Source organism: Streptomyces sporangiiformans (assembly GCF_005768555.2).
Lineage (GTDB): Bacteria > Actinomycetota > Actinomycetes > Streptomycetales > Streptomycetaceae > Streptomyces > Streptomyces sporangiiformans.
The window spans coordinates 70896-88553 of record NZ_VCHX02000165.1 but is presented as its reverse complement, the minus strand read 5'-3'; the positions used below and the strand labels follow the sequence as shown (position 1 = coordinate 88553).

The 17658-nt window shown below is 68.8% G+C and carries 16 protein-coding genes and 1 pseudogene; 9 read left to right on the top strand and 8 right to left on the bottom strand.

What is annotated here, in order from left to right:
- Positions 1–49 precede the first annotated feature (49 nt).
- From FGD71_RS27885 to FGD71_RS27875, 3 genes are all read right to left on the bottom strand, one after another.
- Positions 50–817 (bottom strand): tetratricopeptide repeat protein, encoded by a 768-nt coding sequence (locus FGD71_RS27885; protein ID WP_119103283.1) that lies wholly within the window; start codon positions 815–817, stop codon positions 50–52.
- Between the two features lie 138 nt (positions 818–955).
- Positions 956–1315, bottom strand: coding sequence for a cupin domain-containing protein (locus FGD71_RS27880; RefSeq protein ID WP_119103282.1), 360 nt, complete (start codon positions 1313–1315; stop codon positions 956–958).
- Positions 1316–1491: 176 nt separating this feature from the next.
- Positions 1492–1950, bottom strand: a complete 459-nt coding sequence (locus tag FGD71_RS27875) for a MarR family winged helix-turn-helix transcriptional regulator (RefSeq protein ID WP_181359289.1) — start codon at positions 1948–1950, stop codon at positions 1492–1494.
- A 186-nt stretch (positions 1951–2136) separates the two neighbouring features.
- Here FGD71_RS27875 and FGD71_RS27870 point away from each other — a divergent pair, with 186 nt between their 5' ends.
- From FGD71_RS27870 to FGD71_RS27860, 3 genes are all read left to right on the top strand, one after another.
- The gene (locus FGD71_RS27870; protein WP_119103281.1) at positions 2137–3105 is read left to right on the top strand and encodes an alpha/beta hydrolase; all 969 of its coding nucleotides are present in this window, start codon (positions 2137–2139) and stop codon (positions 3103–3105) included.
- 122 nt (positions 3106–3227) lie between these two features.
- A complete protein-coding gene (locus FGD71_RS27865) occupies positions 3228–3722 on the top strand; it encodes a peptidylprolyl isomerase (protein WP_119103280.1) in 495 nt (164 codons plus the stop codon).
- Positions 3723–3852: 130 nt separating this feature from the next.
- The gene (locus tag FGD71_RS27860; RefSeq protein ID WP_119103279.1) at positions 3853–4233 is read left to right on the top strand and encodes a DoxX family protein; all 381 of its coding nucleotides are present in this window, start codon (positions 3853–3855) and stop codon (positions 4231–4233) included.
- 102 nt (positions 4234–4335) lie between these two features.
- Here FGD71_RS27860 and FGD71_RS27855 read toward each other — a convergent pair whose 3' ends face one another.
- Positions 4336–4965: a lytic polysaccharide monooxygenase auxiliary activity family 9 protein gene (locus FGD71_RS27855; RefSeq protein WP_119103278.1), complete on the bottom strand. Its 630-nt coding sequence runs from the start codon at positions 4963–4965 to the stop codon at positions 4336–4338.
- Between the two features lie 228 nt (positions 4966–5193).
- Positions 5194–8010 carry a SpoIIE family protein phosphatase gene (locus tag FGD71_RS27850; protein WP_162931236.1) on the bottom strand — a complete coding sequence of 939 codons (2817 nt, stop codon included), beginning with the start codon at positions 8008–8010 and terminating at the stop codon, positions 5194–5196.
- A gap of 337 nt (positions 8011–8347) precedes the next feature.
- On the opposite strand from FGD71_RS27850, the gene FGD71_RS27845 reads away from it, so the two are divergent.
- The 3 genes from FGD71_RS27845 to FGD71_RS27835 all read left to right on the top strand — a co-directional run bounded on the left by FGD71_RS27845 (position 8348) and on the right by FGD71_RS27835 (position 11009).
- Entirely contained in the window at positions 8348–8590 is a 243-nt protein-coding gene (locus FGD71_RS27845) for a DUF6296 family protein (RefSeq protein ID WP_119103277.1), read from the top strand.
- Positions 8591–8692: 102 nt separating this feature from the next.
- On the top strand, positions 8693–9433 hold the full coding sequence (locus FGD71_RS27840) for a class I SAM-dependent DNA methyltransferase (protein ID WP_119103276.1): 741 nt from the start codon (positions 8693–8695) through the stop codon (positions 9431–9433).
- A gap of 370 nt (positions 9434–9803) precedes the next feature.
- Positions 9804–11009: an MFS transporter gene (locus tag FGD71_RS27835; RefSeq protein WP_119103275.1), complete on the top strand. Its 1206-nt coding sequence runs from the start codon at positions 9804–9806 to the stop codon at positions 11007–11009.
- 39 nt (positions 11010–11048) lie between these two features.
- Here FGD71_RS27835 and FGD71_RS27830 read toward each other — a convergent pair whose 3' ends face one another.
- The gene (locus FGD71_RS27830) at positions 11049–12086 is read right to left on the bottom strand and encodes a questin oxidase family protein (RefSeq protein ID WP_119103274.1); all 1038 of its coding nucleotides are present in this window, start codon (positions 12084–12086) and stop codon (positions 11049–11051) included.
- 235 nt (positions 12087–12321) lie between these two features.
- Between FGD71_RS27830 and FGD71_RS27825 the strand changes: the two genes are divergently transcribed.
- The 3 genes and pseudogenes from FGD71_RS27825 (at position 12322) to FGD71_RS27815 (ending at position 14980) form a co-directional block, all read left to right on the top strand.
- Entirely contained in the window at positions 12322–13191 is an 870-nt protein-coding gene (locus tag FGD71_RS27825) for an alpha/beta fold hydrolase (protein ID WP_119103322.1), read from the top strand.
- 96 nt (positions 13192–13287) lie between these two features.
- Positions 13288–13975 (top strand): annotated as a pseudogene (locus FGD71_RS27820) (2-phosphosulfolactate phosphatase).
- 237 nt (positions 13976–14212) lie between these two features.
- Positions 14213–14980 (top strand): NPP1 family protein, encoded by a 768-nt coding sequence (locus FGD71_RS27815; RefSeq protein ID WP_119103321.1) that lies wholly within the window; start codon positions 14213–14215, stop codon positions 14978–14980.
- 65 nt (positions 14981–15045) lie between these two features.
- Here the strand turns inward: FGD71_RS27815 and FGD71_RS27810 are convergent, their stop codons facing one another.
- Both FGD71_RS27810 and FGD71_RS27805 read right to left on the bottom strand, forming a co-directional pair.
- Positions 15046–15891, bottom strand: coding sequence for a hypothetical protein (locus FGD71_RS27810; RefSeq protein ID WP_119103273.1), 846 nt, complete (start codon positions 15889–15891; stop codon positions 15046–15048).
- Positions 15892–16122: 231 nt separating this feature from the next.
- Positions 16123–17619 (bottom strand): metallophosphoesterase family protein, encoded by a 1497-nt coding sequence (locus FGD71_RS27805; RefSeq protein WP_119103272.1) that lies wholly within the window; start codon positions 17617–17619, stop codon positions 16123–16125.
- Positions 17620–17658 lie beyond the last annotated feature (39 nt).

Sequence of the window (17658 nt, the reverse complement as noted above, 5' to 3'; positions counted from 1 at the left end):
TTCAGCCGGCCGTTCAGTCGGCCGTTTTGCCGGCGGTACAGCCGGCGGTTCAGCCACTCCGCACATGGGCCAGCAGCTCCCGGACATGATGTGTCGCGGGGTGGTCGGGCCCGAGATGGCGTTCGCTGTCGTCCAGGGTGCGCCGGAAGGACTCCGCGCTCCGCTCCGCGTTTCCCGCCCTGTCATGGGCCTGGGCGAGATTGGCCCGGGAGAGCAGGGTTTCGGGATGGCCGGGGCCCAGGACCCGCTCACGATCGGCCAGGGTCCGCTCGTGCAGGGGGATGGCACGGGCCAGGTTCCCTGTCCGCTCGAGGGCGCGGGCGAGATTGTCACGGCACAGCAAGGTGCGGGGGTCGTCGGGGCCGAAGGCGCGTTCACGGCCGGCAAGGGCGTGCTCGTAGAGCGGGATGGCGCGGGCCGGATCGCCGGCCGCCTCGTAGCCGCCCGCGAGGTTGTTGTGAACGGTGAGGGTGTCGGGGTGGTCGGGCCCGAGCAGGCGTTCGCTGTCGGCCAGGGTCCGCTCGAACAGCGATACGGCACGATCGAGGTGTCCCGCCTGCTGACAGGCACCCCCCAGGTTGCTGCGGGAGCGCAGGGTGTCGGGATGGTCGGGCCCGAGGTCACGTTCGCGACCGGTCATCTGCCGTTCCAGTAACGACACCAGGTCGTGCCCTGACCGTAGTTCCACCACCGGCCGGTCCCCGCCCACCCGGAGCGCGGGCAGTCCCTCCACCGACCAGTCCTCCGCGGCCTGCTGCAACTCCCTGCGCAGCGCGCGCATCGTCTCGGCACATCGCGCGCACGGCATTCCGGACATGGCTTCCCCCCGGCCCAGTCATCTGCCTGGCCACAGGGTACGCGTGGCAGGCGCGACGGCATGCAGGACGGGATGCGTGACCGGATAAGTGACGTGAACCGGATACGTGACGTGAAAGGGTGTGCCGGGCCGAAAGCCCTATTCCGCCTTCGCGTACTTCTGGGCCATGCCTCCCTCGAAGTCGTACAGCACCACCGGTTCGTCACCCACGACCCAGGCGTCATGCCCGGGCGGGACCACGAAGACATCGCCGGGCCCGACCTCGGTCTCGCCGCCGTCGTCCATGCGGATGCGCATCCGTCCCTGGACGACGTAGCCGTTGTGATGGATCTGGCAGCTCTCGGTCCCCGCGATCGGCGCCACGGACTCGGACCAGCGCCAACCCGGTTCGAAGGTTCCCACGGCGAAGTCGAGTCCCGTGAGGTGCACGGCTTCGAGGTGGCCCCGGGGGAAATCGCGCCGCTCATCCGGCTTTTCGACCGTCTTGACCTCGATCATGACGGCTCCTTTCACTCTGGCTGTGGCCGACACTGTCGCGGGCGCGGTGGTCGCCGCCCCACGACGGTCACGACGGCCACGGCCGACACCGGTCGGCAGGCTCCCGCCATTCCATCGTCTGCCTGTCCACCTGGGGGCGCCATTTGGGGGAGGGACCCGGAACCCGACGGGCAAAGTCAGTTCTCGGTGACGTTTGCCGTGAGCAGGCGCAGGAGTTGCTTGGCCATGGCGTCCTGTTCCGGGCTCAGGCCCATGGCGTCACCGATGGCGAGGGGGACGGTGCCGGCCCGTTCCCGAAGCCGCGCTCCGGCGTCCGTGAGGCGGATGGCCACGGAGCGTTCGTCCTCCGCGCGTCGTTCGCGGTGCAGCAGGCCGCCTGCCTCCAGACGCTTGAGGAGGGGGGAGAGGGTGCTGGACTCCAGCTGGAGCGCCGTGCCCAGGTCGCGCACGGAGATCGAGTCCTGTTCCCACAGCACGAGCATGACGAGGTACTGCGGGTAGGTGAGCCCGAGTTCCTCCAGCAGCGGGCGGTAGCGCGCGGTGACCGCCCGTGAGGCGGCGTAGAGGGCGAAGCACAGCTGGTCGTCCAGAAGCAGCGAACCCTCCTGGCTCGGTTCTGCCTCGGCTGTGCTCACGGAAGTGCTCCCTGGTCCGGCGTGTGCGTCGCGGTCTCCAGCCTATCGTTCAAGTCCTCCCGATTGCATCGAGCACGAATTAGTTGTGCACGACTTAATACTGCGCTACCTTCATGGCGTGCCGCCGCTCCGCAGCGCAGACCGCTGATGGAGGCTGCGCGCGGCATCCGATCGGAGGAGATCGCCATGACCGAGAACTCCAGTCCCCGCCCCGTCCTGGAACCCGCTGCCGAGGCCTTCGCCGAGGCGACCGCGAAGCCGCCCTACCTCTTCGACCTCGGTCCGGCAGAGGGCCGCAAGGTCGTCGACGAGGTGCAGTCGGACGAGATCGCGAAGCCGGCGGTCGACGAGGAGTGGATCACCGTGCCGGGCGGCCCGACGGGCCAGGTCCGCGTACGCATCGTCCGCCCCGCGGGAGCCGAGGGCGTCCTCCCGGTGATCGTGTACCTCCACGGCGCCGGCTGGGTCTTCGGCAACGCCCACACCCACGACCGCCTCGTGCGCGAACTGGCCGTCGGAACCGGCGCCGCGGTCGTCTTCCCCGAGTACGACCTCTCGCCGGAGGCCCGCTACCCCGTCGCCATCGAGCAGAACTACACCGTCGCCCGGTGGATCGTCACCGACGGCGCCGGCCACCAGCTCGACGCCACCCGCATCGCGGTGGCCGGCGACTCCGTCGGCGGCAACATGACCGCCGCCCTGACCCTGATGGCCAAGGACCGCGGTGACGTCCCCCTCACCGCCCAGGTCCTCTTCTACCCGGTCACCGACGCCGCCTTCGACACCGGCTCCTACCGCCAGTTCGCCGAGGGGTACTTCCTGCGCCGCGATGCCATGCGGTGGTTCTGGGACCAGTACACGACCGACGAGGCGCAGCGTGCGGAGATCACCGCGTCCCCGCTGCGCGCCACTGCCGAGCAGCTCACCGGACTGCCCCCGGCCCTGGTCATCACCGCCGAAGCGGACGTCCTGCGCGACGAGGGCGAGGCCTACGCGGGCAAGCTCCGCGAGGCCGGTGTCCCGGTCGCCGCGGTCCGCTACCAGGGCATCATCCACGACTTCGTGATGCTCAACGCCCTCGCCGACACCCACGCCGCCCGCGCCGCCATCAGCCAGGCCGTCGCCACTCTGCGCACGGCCTTCGGTGCCGCCTGACACCGCTCAACTGCCGCGTTCCGGCCTCACGTTCCCGCTCACGAGGCTCTGTGACGGTGACTCACCCGGATGGTGCAGGACCCGGGATACGCGCGGGGGAGAGGAGATGTGAGGATGAAGCCATGAGCAACGTGTACTTCGACATCACCATCAACGGCGAGCCCGCGGGTCGGATCGTCTTCAAGCTGTACGACGACGTGGTCCCCAAGACCGCGCGGAACTTCCGTGAGCTGGCCACGGGCGAGCACGGCTTCGGTTACGAGGGCTCCGGATTCCACCGGGTGATCCCTGACTTCATGCTCCAGGGCGGCGACTTCACCCGGGGCGACGGCACCGGCGGCAAGAGCATCTACGGCGAGAAGTTCGCCGACGAGAACTTCCAGCTGAAGCACACCAAGCCGGGCCTGCTGTCCATGGCAAACGCCGGGCCGAACACCAACGGCTCGCAGTTCTTCATCACGACGATCGTCACGGACTGGCTGGACGGCAAGCACGTCGTCTTCGGCGAGGTCGTCGAGGGCCTGGACGTCGTCAAGGCCGTCGAGGCCCAGGGCTCGCGCTCGGGCGCCACCAAGGCGCCGATCGTGATCGCGAAGTCCGGCGTCCTCGCGGAGTAGCCGACAAGTACCGCGGAACCGGGCCTCCGCCGACTCTTCGGGTCGGCGGGGGCCCGACGATCGTTCGGGCTGCGCACAAAGGTACTTACCGTCCAGTAACGTTGCCGCGTTGACGACCACGGAGGCAACGATGGCTACTTCCCCCCGCTCCCCGCTCGCACTCGCCGGTCTTCTCGCCGCTGCGGGCGTCACGCATTTCGTCGCACCGAAGCCGTACGACGCGACGATTCCGAGCTTCCTGCCGGGGTCGCCCCGAACGTGGACCTACGTCAGTGGCGCAGTCGAACTCGCCCTGGCGGCAGGGGTCGCCCTGCCCCGCACACGACGCGCCGCGGCACACGCCACGGCGGCGTTCTTCGTCGGGGTGTTGCCGGCCAACGTGCAGATGGCGGTCGACTGGCGGCATCGTCCCACCGCGCTCAAGGCCGCTGCGTTCGGCCGCCTGCCCCTGCAGATCCCGCTCGTGCTGTGGGCCCGGGGCGTCGCACGTGGTCAGGCCCGACAGGGGTGAAAAGGTGAGCCACTCTCCCGGCTGCGGCCGCGGCCGCAGCCGCGGGCTCCCGGGCCGCGCGATGTCCCGCCGAACGCGGTGCGTCCGGCGGGACTCGGCAGGTCAGCGGAAGTTCACGTCGCTGCACAGGAAGTACGTCTGGTCCATGTGCGAGGCCTGCCAGACCGTGTAGACGACGTGGCGGCCGCTGAGGCCCGACGTGCTCACGTCGATCTCGTAGTTCTGGCTGGGGGCGTACTTGCCGGTCCGGGCGACCAGTTGGAGGTCATTCCAGGTCAGAGGCTGGGTGACGGGGTCGAATCCCTGGCGGGTGACGTAGACCAGGAAGTAGTCCGCGCCATGGCTGGCCTGGTCGTACAGCTTCACCGTGAAGTCGCCGGCGACGGCCGTCGTCTTCCAGGCGCCCACGGTGTCGAGGGAGTTGTAGCGGCCGCCCTCGGTCCGTCCGCCGCTGCACAGTTGCCCATCGGGGACGGCCGCGGGGAAGTTGCCTGCGGAGCCGTTGCGGTACAGGCCGTTCCAGTTCCACATGGCGTTCGGGTTGTCCTGCCACGCCTGCCAGCACATGGGGTCTTCCTCGGCCATGGCCGGGTTCTGGAAGTCGTCTCCCCAGCGGAGCCAGCAGCCGTAGTTGCGGGACGCCGGGTCGATGACCGAGCCGTGGGCGGTGGCGGTGCCGCTCCAGGGAATCAGGCAGAGCAGCACCGCGGTGAGCAGGGTCAGGGCGAGCATCGGACGAGACCGGGTCAGCTTGATGCGATCATGACAAGACACGGGCTCCTTCTTTCCGAAGTGGGGGATTTGGGGTGTGGGAGCGCTCCCGCACCTTCCAGGCTGGGCCTCACGAAACGGAGCTGCAACCTTCGATTGCGCCACTTCCGCGGTCCATGGCGCGTTCGACTCGGTCCCTCCAGCGGAGCTCTGTTGCTGTGTGGTCGTCACGCAGCACAGCGGGGTCGCTCAAGGCAGGGCCTGTTCCGCCCAGATGATCTTGCCGGAGAGGGTGTAGCGGGTGCCCCAGCGTTCGGCGATCTGAGAGACGAGGAAAAGGCCGCGTCCGCCCTCGTCGGTGGTGGCCGCGTAGCGCAGGTGGGGCGAGGTGCTGCTGTTGTCGAAGACCTCGCAGATCAGGCTGCGGTCGTGTACGAGGCGGATACGTATGGGGCCACTGCTGTAACGGATCGCGTTGGTGACCAGCTCGCTGAGTATGAGCTCCGTGGTGAACGCCATCTCGTCCAGGCCCCACTCCGCCAGCTGCCGGGCGACCGAGGAGCGCACCTCGGCGACGGCCGCCGGGTCGGACGGCACCTGCCAGTCGGTGATCCGGTCGGCTCCCAGCGCACGCGTGCGGGCGACGATCAGAGCGATGTCGTCGCTCTGCCGGTCCGGAAGCATGGCGTCGAGAACCGCCCGGCAGGTGTCCTCCGGCGACCTGTCGGCCCCGGTCAGGGCGGTGCGCAGCCGCTCGAGCCCCGCGTCGATGTCCCGTTCCCGGTCCTCGACGAGCCCGTCCGTGAACAGGACGAGCCGGCTGTCTTCAGTCAGTTCCAGGTCGGCCGTCTCGAACGGCAGGCCCCCCAGACCGAGCGGCGGCCCGGCGGGCACCTCGGGGAACTCGACGCTGCCGTCGGGACCCACCAGCGCCGGCAGAGGGTGTCCGGCACGGGCGACGGTGCAGCGCCGGGTGGTCGGGTCGTAGATCGCGTACAGGCAGGTGGCACCCGTGACCGGGGCACGGCCGGCCTCAGCCGCCTCGTCCTGGTCTATACGGGCCACCAGCTCGTCGAGGAGGCCGAGGAGCTCGTCCGGCGGCAGGTCCAGAGCCGAGAAGTTGTGCACCGCGGTACGCAGCCGCCCCATGGTGGCCGCGGCGTGCAGACCGTGGCCGACGACGTCGCCCACCACGAGGGCGACGCGTGCGCCGGGCAGCGGCAGTACGTCGAACCAGTCACCGCCCACCCCCGCCTGCGCGGGCAGATAGCGGTAGGCCACATCCAGGGCGCTCTGCTCGGGCAGGTTGCGCGGCAGCAGACTGCGCTGCAGCGTCTCGGCCATGGCGTGCTCGCGCGTGTAGCGGCGCGCGTTGTCCATGGAGACCGCCGCCCGGGCGACCAGTTCCTCGGCCAGGGCCAGCTCCTCCGTGTCGAAGGGCTCCGGCTTCTGGGACCGCCAGAAATTGGCCACGCCCATCACCAGGCCTCCCACACGCAGTGGGACGGTGATCAGCGAATGGATTCCGTACTCCAACACCTGGGCGGAGCGCTCGAGATCCTGCGCCAGCCACCCGGGGGCGTCCTTGAGGTCGGGCTCGACGACGGCCTGGCCGGTGCTGAGGCTGCGGGCCTGAGGTGAGGAGGGGACAAAGCTGATCTGCTCGCCGACGGGATAGAGGGGGGCGTCGTTCCGGATCCCGCTGAACGCCGTGCGGCGCAGATCAGTGGCCGCGTCCGGCTCCTCCCCGCCGAGAACCGCGTCGGCCAGATCGACGGTGACGAAGTCAGCGAACCGCGGGACGGCCACCTCCGCCAGCGCCTCGGCGGTGCGGGTGACGTCCAGGCTCGTGCCGAGGCCGACTCCGGCGTCGTACAGCAGCTTGAGGCGCTCTCGTGCCACCTCGGCCCTGCCGGACAAGGCACGCAGCTCGGTCGAGTCGCGCAGCGTCGCGACGCTGCCCGGCGGGCCGCCCTGGCGGTCCGTGGGCCGTTGGTTGATCGCCAGCAGCCGGTCGCCGACCAGGTGCACCTCGTCCGTGGCGACTCGTCCCGAAGCCATCAGCTCGGCGGTGTCCGAGTCGAGGCCGAGGTCGAGGACGTGCCGACCGTCGACGTCGTCGGGCAGGTCGAGCAGCCGATGCGCCTCGTCGTTGGCGAGCAGCATCCGTCCCTCCCCGCTGACGATGATCACGCCCTCCCGGACGGCGTGCAGCACCGCGTCATGGTGCTCGTACATCCGCGTCATCTCGTACGGCCCCAGCCCACCGGTCTGGCGCAGCAGCCGTCTGCTCACGAGCGCCGTCCCGCCCGTGGCCAGGGCGAGTGCCGCCGCCGCGGCGCCCAGGAGCAGTGGCAGCTGCCGGTCCGCGACGCCGCCCACATTGGCGGTCGTGATACCCGCCGACACCAGGCCGACGACCGAGCCGTCGGGCGCCTTGATCGGAACCACGGCCTGCACCAGCGGCCCGATGGTTCCCTCGATCTCCTCCGTGAGGGAGCGGCCCGCCAGCGCGGGTTCGATGTTCCCGACGAACCGCTTCCCGATCCTGTCCGGTTTGGGGTGGGTGTAGCGGATCCCGTCGGTGTTCATGACGACGATGAAGTCCACCTCGGACTGCTCGCGCGCGGCTTCGGCGCGCGGCTGGAGCACAGCCGTGGGATCGGAAGCGCGCAGTGCCTCGCGGGTGCCCGGAGCGTTTGCGAACGTTTCGGCGACGGCGAGCGAACGATTGCGGGCCTCCTGCGCGCTGTCGTGGCGTACCTGCAGGACCAGCGCCACCACCGCGGCCACGACGAGTAGCAGCACGATCACCACTTGCAGAACGAACACCTGGCCGGCGACGCTCCGCCCGCTGAGCGCCGACCGCAGGGCCGCGGCCGGCGCCCACCGAGGCCCGCCGTCGTCGGGCCCCCGTTCGCGCCGTCTGTACGCTCCGCGCCGTGCCTGATGCTCATCTCGCGGGCCGCGGTGCGATTGGCGAGCGCTGTCAGGCCTGCGTCGTGTGCGCAGACCGTTGGGAGAGGGGGTCGACTCAGCCCAGGATCGACCCAAGAGTCGGACCATGTGCCCATGTCTACACTGCCCGATGCCAGGAGGCGAGGGATGTCACGCACTGTGAAGGAAGCGGTCTCCGGCCGTGCGGCCTCGCCCCTGGATGCTCTTGGACTCTCCGCGACTCTCCGCGAGGGATTGGGGCCCGAGCCGACCTGCTGCTTGTGACTGTCCGTGGCGGCTGAACCGTCGTGTGGCGGCAGCGATGTCCTGCGGCGGCTGAAGCGCCATGGCTGACCGAGCGCGACAACCGCGGCAGAGGTGCCGTGCTTCGGGCAGGAGCATCTGGGCACATTATGGGAGAAAGGACCACCTACTTGGATTTGGGTCCCAAGCGCGGGAGGCCGCTATGCAGACGCAAACTCCGGACCGCTATCGGCTGACCTTCACCCATCGGCGATCGGGTACCGGCGTCGTCACGGACGAGGTGGTCGTCGAACGGACCGACACCCTCGGCCCGGGTGACAATCCCGTGTACTGCGACTCCACCGGGATCCTCCGTGCCGAAATCAGCCCGGCGGGGGAGGTGCGAATGCTGGCGAGCGGCGGTTACCAGTCCCCCCTGTTCCCCTCCGCCGAACCGCTGCCCTGAGCGTCCGGTCCGCTTGCAGTTGCGCATCTCGTCGGGCCGCCGGTCGGCCGTGAGCGGAAAAATCGCGGGCGCCGACCGGTACGCGACCGGTACGGTCCCGGGATGCATGATGAGGACGGTTACTTCGGAGAGAACGTAGCGGCGACCTATGACGCGTCGTCGGCGGACATGTTCCGCCCGGACATGGTGGACCCGGCGGTGGACGTCCTGGCGGAGCTGGCCGGCGACGGCCGGGCGCTCGAATTCGGCATCGGTACCGGACGGATCGCTCTGCCGCTGGCAGGTCGCGAGGTCCCGGTGCACGGCATCGACATGTCCCGGGCCATGGTGTCCCGGCTGCGCGCCAAGCCCGGCGCCGACACCATCGGCGTGACGATCGGCGATTTCGCGACGACGCGGGTGCCGGGCACGTTCGCCGTCGCCTACCTCGTCTTCAACACGATCAACAACCTGACGACGCAGGACGCTCAGGTGGACTGCTTCCGCAATGCCGCCGACCATCTGCGACCCGGCGGCTGTTTCGTCGTCGAAGTGACCGTTCCGGAACTACGCCGGCTGCCGCCCGGGCAGAGCGCCGTACCGTTCCGCATCGGCCCGACAGGGTGGGCCTTCGACACGTACGACGTCGTCACTCAGGCAATGAGTTCGAACTACGTCACGATCGTCGACGGGCGCGCCGAGCACTGGTCCATCCCGTTCCGGTACGTGTGGCCGGCCGAGCTGGATCTGATGGCTCGGCTCGCGGGGCTGCGGCTGCGTGACCGGTGGGAGACGTGGACCCGGGCGCCGTTCACCAGCGAGAGCCGACGGCACGTCTCGGTCTGGGAGAAGCCCGCCGACTGATCACACCAGGCTCGGCCTGATCGCCGGCCGGCGAGGACGACGGACTGACAACCGTCCAATTCGCCGCCCGCTACGGGCCGTTCCGGCCATCACTCACGCAGGCTTCGCCGTCTGGTTCTTCCTCGGTTCGTTCGCCGTGCCGCACTCGGTTTTCCGCGCTCGCCTCGACCGCATGTGTGCGGCGCGTGGGCAGCGCAAGGCGACGGACACCCGTACGAACTCCGTACCCGTGATGGCATAGTGGTGCCTCGTGTCGCGCGGTCCGGCACGGGGCCACGCGGGTGCGGTTCGGGATCCGGGCGATCCACACGCCGCGGCGGGAAGTCCCGTATCCCCGCGACTCGTTGGGCGGTCGATCGGAGAGCGACGGATGCCGAGTGGACTCATCGCGCTGGCACTCGGCGGTTTCGGTATCGGTCTGACCGAGTTCCTGATCGCCGGGCTGCTGCCGCAGGTGGCGTCGAGTTTCGCGGTGTCCGAGGCGGCCGCCGGCTGGCTGATCTCCGGGTACGCGTTGAGTGTCGCGATCGGCGCGATCGCGCTGACCGCGGCGACGGCGCGGCTGCCCCGCAAGGAGATCCTGGTCGGCCTGGTGGCGTTGTTCGTCATCGGCAACCTGTTGTCCGCTCTCGCGCCGAACTATCAGGTGATGCTGCTCGGTCGGATCGTGGCGGCGTTATGCCACGGTTCGTTCTTCGGTATCGGCTCGCTGGTCGCTCGCAGTCTGGTCGCGCCGGAGAAGAAGTCCCGAGCGGTGGCGGTCATGTTCGCCGGGCTGACGCTTGCGAACGTGCTGGGCGTGCCGTTCGGTGCGCTGGTCGGTGAGCGCTGGGGCTGGAGGGCGGCCTTCTGGGCGGTCACCGCAATCGGCGTGCTCGCGCTGGGGGGAATCGTCGCACTCGTCCCCCGCGGGGCGGGAGAGGCACGGCCGCCGACAGGGACAGGCCACCCAGACCCGACAGCGGGCGGCGGCTTGCGGGCCCAGTTCCGAGCGTTCCGGTCCTGGCAGGTCTGGCTGACCCTGACGGCCACCGCGCTCGGCTACGGCGGGATGTTCGGTGCGTTCAGCTACATCGCCTACACGTTCACCGAGGTCAGCGGCTTCTCCTCGGCGGATGTCGCTTGGTTGCTGATGGTGTACGGCGTCGGCCTGGTCGTCGGGAACCTGATCGGCGGGCGAGCCGCCGACCATGACCGTGACCGCGCCCTGGTCCTCGCCCTGCTCGGACTCACCATCACCCTGGCCGTGTTCGGCCTGCTGGCCGGCAGCGCCACCGCGTCGGTGATACTGGTGTTTCTGATGGGACTGTCCGGATTCGCCAGCGTGCCCGGCATGATCACTCGCGTCACCGACTTCGCCCACGGGGCGGCACTGGCCGCCAGCGCCAACGTGTCCGCGTCCAACATCGGCAACGCCCTTGGCGCCTGGCTCGGGGGCCTGGCCATCACCGCGGGTCTCGGCTACACCGCGCCGCTCTTCGTCGGCGCCGGCATCGCCCTGACCTCCGTCATCGTCATGGTCGTTGCCGCACACCAGGCCAGGTCACCCGCGCAGCAGGCTGACCACTCCATGTGAATGAATGCCGGTTACGGGCCAGCCCGTTGAGGCGTGTCGTCAGAACTCGTCGATCAGATCGGTCGCACGGATCACTGCGGCAAGCGCGTCGGGGTGGCCCGTGTGTTGGTGGACGTCGAGGCACGTGTCGGCGAGCTTGATGACATGTTCGTCCTGGTGACGGACGGCAAGGTCGAACACCTCGTCCGCCGACTCGGGGGCGGAGGGGAGGCTGTGCCGAGGTGTGGGTGCGGCAGGGGCGTAGGCCGCGGTCACGGCCGCGGCGGCCGCCCAGGCCGCGTGCAGGCTCATGACCCACTGGGTACTGGGGAGCGCGGGCAGGGTGCGCAGGACGGCCATGGGCGCGGTCGCGGCGTGAACCAGCATGACGGGCGAGCCGTGTGCGTTCGGGAGGTAGTACTCGCTGGCAGCAGTCGTCAGATCGGCCAGCAGCTTCCGGGCCTGCCCGGCGTCGGTAGCGGGTCTCAACTCGGCCAGCGCGGTTGGCCAGCTTGTCAGGCTGGTGAGCTGGTCGAGCCGGTGGTTGATGCCCGCGCTCTGGTCGGGCACGCGCGGAACGCCGGCGAGAGCGGACGCCGGGTCGGCGGTTCCGGAGGGGGGAGCGGACGGGACGCGCTGCCAGCGCGCAGCCCAGTAACCGAGGGCTTGGCCGAGCTCAGTCAGGCGTGGCCCGTCCTCGTGGTCCAGCAGGGCGTGGACCGCGTGGCCGGTACGGATCACCCCGTGGGTGGCGCCGGCCGCGATGCCGGGCAGAAGCCGTGGCCACCACGTTTCCAGCACCGTACGCCAGGGCTGTTCGGTCACCTCGCGTTCGAAGAACACAAGCCAGTCACCAAGACGCTGAGGGTCCCCAAGCGCCGTACGCCATCCGTCGGTTGTGAGGGGCGAGGTACCGCGTGGCCGATCGTCCAGTCGCCGCGTGTAGCGGTCCAACCAGCGGTGGACCTGTCGCGCGTGGCCGCGTCGGACCATGGATTCCACCGCCATGGGACCGTGATTGCTCAACCAGCCTTCGAACTCCGGTCCCGTCCGATGCAGCCGTTCGTAAGCCTCGTCGAGCGTGCCGTCGATGTTCATGCCACCAGACGCTAACTGCTCGCTGATCCGCCACCATCGGACCAGGGACCGAGATAGTCCCCTACACCGGGCTTAGGACCAGTGGCCCCGGTCGACGCATGGCCGCCAGCGGCTGGATGACCGCAGAGGGCTCAACGGGAGCGTGTGGACGCATCTTTCAAAGCAACAGGCCGCCAAGGGTAACTGCGAGCGTGAGGTCCGATGAGTTCTGGACGTGGGCGGGGTCTACACCGTCATGACTACGCAGAAGCTCGAGACTCCCGACGTCGATCTCGCCTACGACGTCCACGGCCCGCTGCCGACCGCCGACGGACGCTCACCTCTGGTCATGATCGGCCAGCCCATGGACGCCAGCGGTTTCCGCGCGTTGGCGTCGCTCTTCCCCGAGCGCACCGTGATCACCTACGATCCGCGGGGCCTCGGCCGCAGCATCCGCAAGGACGGCCGCGTCGACCATGCACCCAGGGTCCAGGCGGACGACGTGCATGCCGTCATCGAGGCGCTCGGCGCCGGACCGGTCGAGATGTTCGCGAGCAGCGGCGGTGCGGTGACCGCGCTCGCCCTCGTGGCGGCGTACCCCGATGACGTGACCACCTTGGTGGCGCACGAGCCGCCGCTCATTCCGGTGCTCCCCGACGCCCAGGCTGCCGAGCGCGCCCGGGCCGGCGTCCGGGCTGCGTACGAGGAGAAGGGCTGGGGTGCCGGCATGGCGGCCTTCATCGTGATGACGTCGTGGCAGGGCGAGTTCACCGACGACTACTTCGTCCAGCCCACGCCGGACCCGGCCGCCTTCGGGATGCCGACCGAGGACGACGGCTCCCGTGACGATCCGCTGCTGTCCGACCGGTCTTGGGCGGTCAGTAGCTACGAGCCCGACGCCGACGCCCTGGCCGCGGCGTCGACGCGGGTCGTGATCGCAGTGGGTGAGGAGTCCCTGGACACCTTCACCGGACGCACCTCGGTGGCGACAGGCAAGCTGCTCGGTCAGCAGGCGACGGTGTTCCCGAGCCACCACGGCGGCTTCCTCGACGGCGAGTTCGGCTATGCCGGGCAGCCTGAGGCCTTCGCGCGCAAGCTGCGCGAGGTCCTCGACGATGCCGGCTGACGATCGTCCTTCTCGTCGTCACGCGGTGGTGGTGTCGCACTGAACTCGGGTGTCGCCGGGGGGGATGGCGCGCCCGGGTCTCGGAAGACGGGCTGCATGAAGCATCGTTTCGTTGGCATCCCGGAGCCAGGCCGAAGTCCCTTCTGTGGCCGTCGTCATCGACGTGATGCGGGCTTTCACCGTGGCCGCGTGGGCCTTCGCGCGTGGCGCCGAGCGGATTGTCCTGGCGGCCTCCGAGCATGGAGCCCTGGAGTTGAAGGAAGAGCATCCGGGATGGCCGGCCTTGAAGGACGGAGCTCCGGCAGCCGGTTTCGACGCGGTGAACTCACCGGGCCTGATCAGATCGGCCGACTTGGCCGGACGCACGGTGGTGCAGAAGACGACGGCGGGAACCGTGGGCGCCCTGGCGGTGGCGAACGCGCCTTTGGTCTTGTGCGCGAGTTTCGTGGTGGCCGGCGCGACGGCGCGGTTCTTGCGGGCCGAAGGCGCCGGTCCGGTGACGTTCGTCGTCACTGGCGAGGACGGGCGGGCCGACGAGGACTTGGCCTGCGCCGAATACATTGGCCGACGCGTCGCTGTGGGGGATGAGGAGACGGCGGCCCCCTATCTCCGTCGGGCGCGGGATTCTCGAGCCGCTGCCGATCTCGCCGAGGGATTGCGGCTCGGATACCAAGGAGTTCACCCGGACGATGTGGAGCTCTGCCTTGAGTACGACAGGTTCACGTTCGCGATGGTGGCTCGTAACGAAAAATCGATGATGGTCCTGCGCCCCGTTGAGGTCTGACAGATGATCAGGCGCCCTGCCTCCGTGGCGTCGCATCCTCACCCTCGCCACCGGCGTCGTCGCTGAGCGCAAACCGTCCGCAATTTCGCAGGTTGCCTTCTCTGTCTGTTGGTTGACCCTTCATCACCGCAGCCTTCTGTGGACCTCGGTGTGTCAACAAGATTCATGGATGCTGATCTGGGCATGTCAATCTTGCTTAACCGTGTGCCCCACACCGCGGTCGACCAGGAGGACGCATTGAAGACGAGTTCGCGTATCCGCAGAGCATCCCTCACCCTCGGCAGCGCCGTGGCGCTCGTCATCGCCTTTCCGGGCAGTGCGCTCGCGGATCCGCCAACGGCTTTGCCCGCCAACGCGGAAGCGCTGGAGCAGACTTACCAGCCGGCGTACGACTACGACACGGACGGCTGTTACCCGACACCCGCCATCGGCCCTGACGGGGCTCTGAACGGTGGCCTCAAGCCGGGTGGTGCCATCAACGGCCAGTGCCGTGACTCCTGGGACCTGGACAACACCAACGGATACGCCCGCTACAAGTGCAACAACGGCTGGTGCGCCATCATGTACGGCCTGTACTTCGAGAAGGACCAGGCCCTGGCGGGCAGCGGTCTCGGCGGACACCGGCACGACTGGGAGCATGTCGTGCTGTGGGTGCAGAACAACGAGGCCAAGTACGTCTCCACCTCGGCCCACGGCGGCTTCACCACCTACAGCCGTGACAGGATCCGCTGGGACGGGACACATCCCAAGATCGTCTACCACAAGGACGGCGCGAGCACCCACGCCTTCCGACCCGGGAACGCGGGAGACGAGCCGCCGGAGAACCACAAGGGAAGCTGGCAGTTCCCCGCGCTGGTCGGCTGGAACGGCTACCCCGCGGGTCTGCGCGACAAGCTCAGCCAGGCCGACTTCGGCAGCGCCAACTTCGGCCTCAAGGACGGGAATTTCAACTCCCACCTCGCAACGGCCAAGCCGGCTGGTATCACCTTCGACCCCAACGCGTGACAGGCGGTGCCGGTGATCGTGGTCACCGGCACCGCACAGCACGTGCGGGTCTACTGCTCAGAGCCTCAGCCGGCGGCCTGCTTGGCCTGCTTGGTCTGCTCGGCCTTCTCGGGCTGCGTCTCCGTCTGGGACGACGCCGTCGGCTTCGGGGCGTCCGAGGCGTCCGGGGAGGTGTAGAAGACGGATGAGCCCTGCTTCGTGCGCTGGGCCTGGCTCTTGGCCACAAGCCCTTCGAGCGAGGTGCGCACGACGGTGGTCTTGATACTGCGGTCGGGCTGCGCCTTTCCGAGCGCGGTGGCGATTTCGGCAGCGGAACGCGGTTCGCTCTGCTCAGTGAGGTGGCGACGGATCAGCTCGACGAGCGTGGGCTGCGCCGTCTTCGGTGCCTCAGCCGTGGCCGCGGACTTCTTGGGGGCCGCGGCCTTCGAGGGTGCAGCCTTGGAAGTTGATGCCTTGGAGGTTGCTGTCTTGGGAGTTGATGCCTTGGGGGTCGCGGTCTTTGAGGTCGCCGCCTTTGAGGTTGCTGGCTTGGGAGTCGCTGCCTTGGAGGTCGCTGTCTTGGCGGCTGACTTCTTGGTTGCTGTCTTCTTCGCCGTCTTGTCGCCCTGTGGGGTGGCGGTCTTCTTCGTCTTGCCGGAGGCCGGCGCAGTGGGGGCTTTCTGCCGAGGCACAGTGGGCGCCGCGACATCGTCGGGAGCGGGCTGAGTGGGTGCGCCTGCGGCGCCGCCCAGCGCCTGTTGCATGGTCAGCAGCACCGTGTGGTCATGTTGCAGTGCGAGCAGTTGTTCCTGCAGCGCGGTGATTTCCGCACTGAGGCGTTCCTGTTCCTTGGCATTGCGCTCGAGGTCGCTGGCCACCTGTGCAACGTACTGCGATGTCAGTTCGGTGGCGGGGATGGTGCTGTCAGGCATGGTGCCGACCTTTCTCGGTTCTTGGCCGCGGGTGAAGGACCTGCGGTGCTGCCGACGGTGCGGAAGATTGCTTCCCGCTGTTGTCTGGTGAGTTGTGGCGGGTCGCACCTGCTGCGGGTGTCCCGGCGTAGAGATGGTACGTCTGTGAAGCGCTGGTTGTTCGGGATGTTTCTTTCGAGTGACGTCGTCGATTGAGTGTCGGGGTCAACTCCGCGGTGGCCGCGGGCCTCATTACAGCGGGATGGTGATGTCGTCCTCGACGGGCGGGTGAAGTTCTTGCTTTCGGTTGCCGGTGGCGGCGAAACAGCGCAGCCGGACCGATTCCGGGGTGACATCCAGGCGCAGGAAGCTCTTGAAGAAGGGCGGGCTGTACGTGGCGGATCCGGGGGAGAAGAGCTGGGTGTACACCTTGCGTACGGGCAGACGGAACCGCGCCGTGCGGTCGGGTCGGCCGCCCGCTCCCAGCAGGCCGGCCACCAAGCGGGTGCGCAGCGTGACCCGGGCCGGCTGACCCTGGGAGCGGGTCGGCCGTATACCAAGTCGCTTCGCGATGACGGCCGTTGCCTGCGCCTCAGTGAGGGTGAACAGGCGGCGCATGCGCAGACGGCGGCCGTAGAGCCTGCTGTAGAAGGCGAGGGAGTCGCCACGCAGCGGGTAGCAGCGGAAGTCGTCCTCGGTGACGTGGGCGAGGCCGATACGGGGGATGGTGTGGGTGGCGTGCATGAAGGCCCCGCCCCCGCCGGAGACCACGTACTGGATGGTGCGGCCGTTCACCTGCACCGGGTAGCGCTGGTAGTTGTGAATGTCACCGCCTATCGCGGCTATGTAGTGGTGTTCGGGGGCGCGGACGATGTCGTCGACCGTGCCACCGCCGTCGATGGCGCAGGGGTGGTGTTCGCCGTCCACGTACAGCGGTGAGCCGGTGATGAGGATCTTCGGGAGGGGCCCCTTGGACACCTCTTGGAGCCATCGGCCCTGCTCCGCGTCAATGGTCCCCTGCAGGCCGGTGTCGATGCCGATGATGCGCACCGGACCGGAGTCGATGGCCCAGTACGGGCCCGGCTGGAGGGCCTGTTGGGCGGGGGAGGAGCGCAACTGGCGTGCCTCGGCGAGTCGCTGTTCGTCGGTCCGCTGCGGCTTGTGCCACAGCCAGGAGCGGAGCCGCTCACGCATCGACCGTCGAGGGGTGGGCTCTGGCGCGAGGGGCGGTGCGTCGCAGAAGACGCGCATGAAACCGTCGAGGTCCTCGTACCAGTCGTGGTTGCCGGGTATCGCGTAGATGGGGGCCTGGTAGTCCTTGTACGGCCGGTGGAACTTCGTGCCGTAGTCGTCCGTGCTGCCGACCGGGTAGATGACATCACTGGCGAGAACGGAGAAGTCGGTTCCCTCACTCACCTTCAGAAAGCCGGGGACCACCGCGTATTGCGGTTCGTCGCCTTCGCCGGTGTCGCCGATCACCATGAAGGAGAAACGATCCCCGTCTTCGCGCCGCATCACCTTGTCGGCGGGCGCGCCGGCCGCTGTCTGCTGCTCCACCCAGCGGCTGCGGGTCCGGCCGGTGGGGTCCCCGAACCATGAGGCCAGTACGCCGTTGCGGGCGGGCCAGATCGTCTTCGGATTGAGCCAGTAGAGCTTCTCGACCTGACGTGGCATCAATTCCTTGTAGCTGCCGCGTTCTTCGTCGTCCCAGCCGGCGCCTCCGGCTGTATCGCGTGAGGAGTCAGACATCGTCGAACCGTAACAACGCTGCTGCGCACGTGGGAGGGC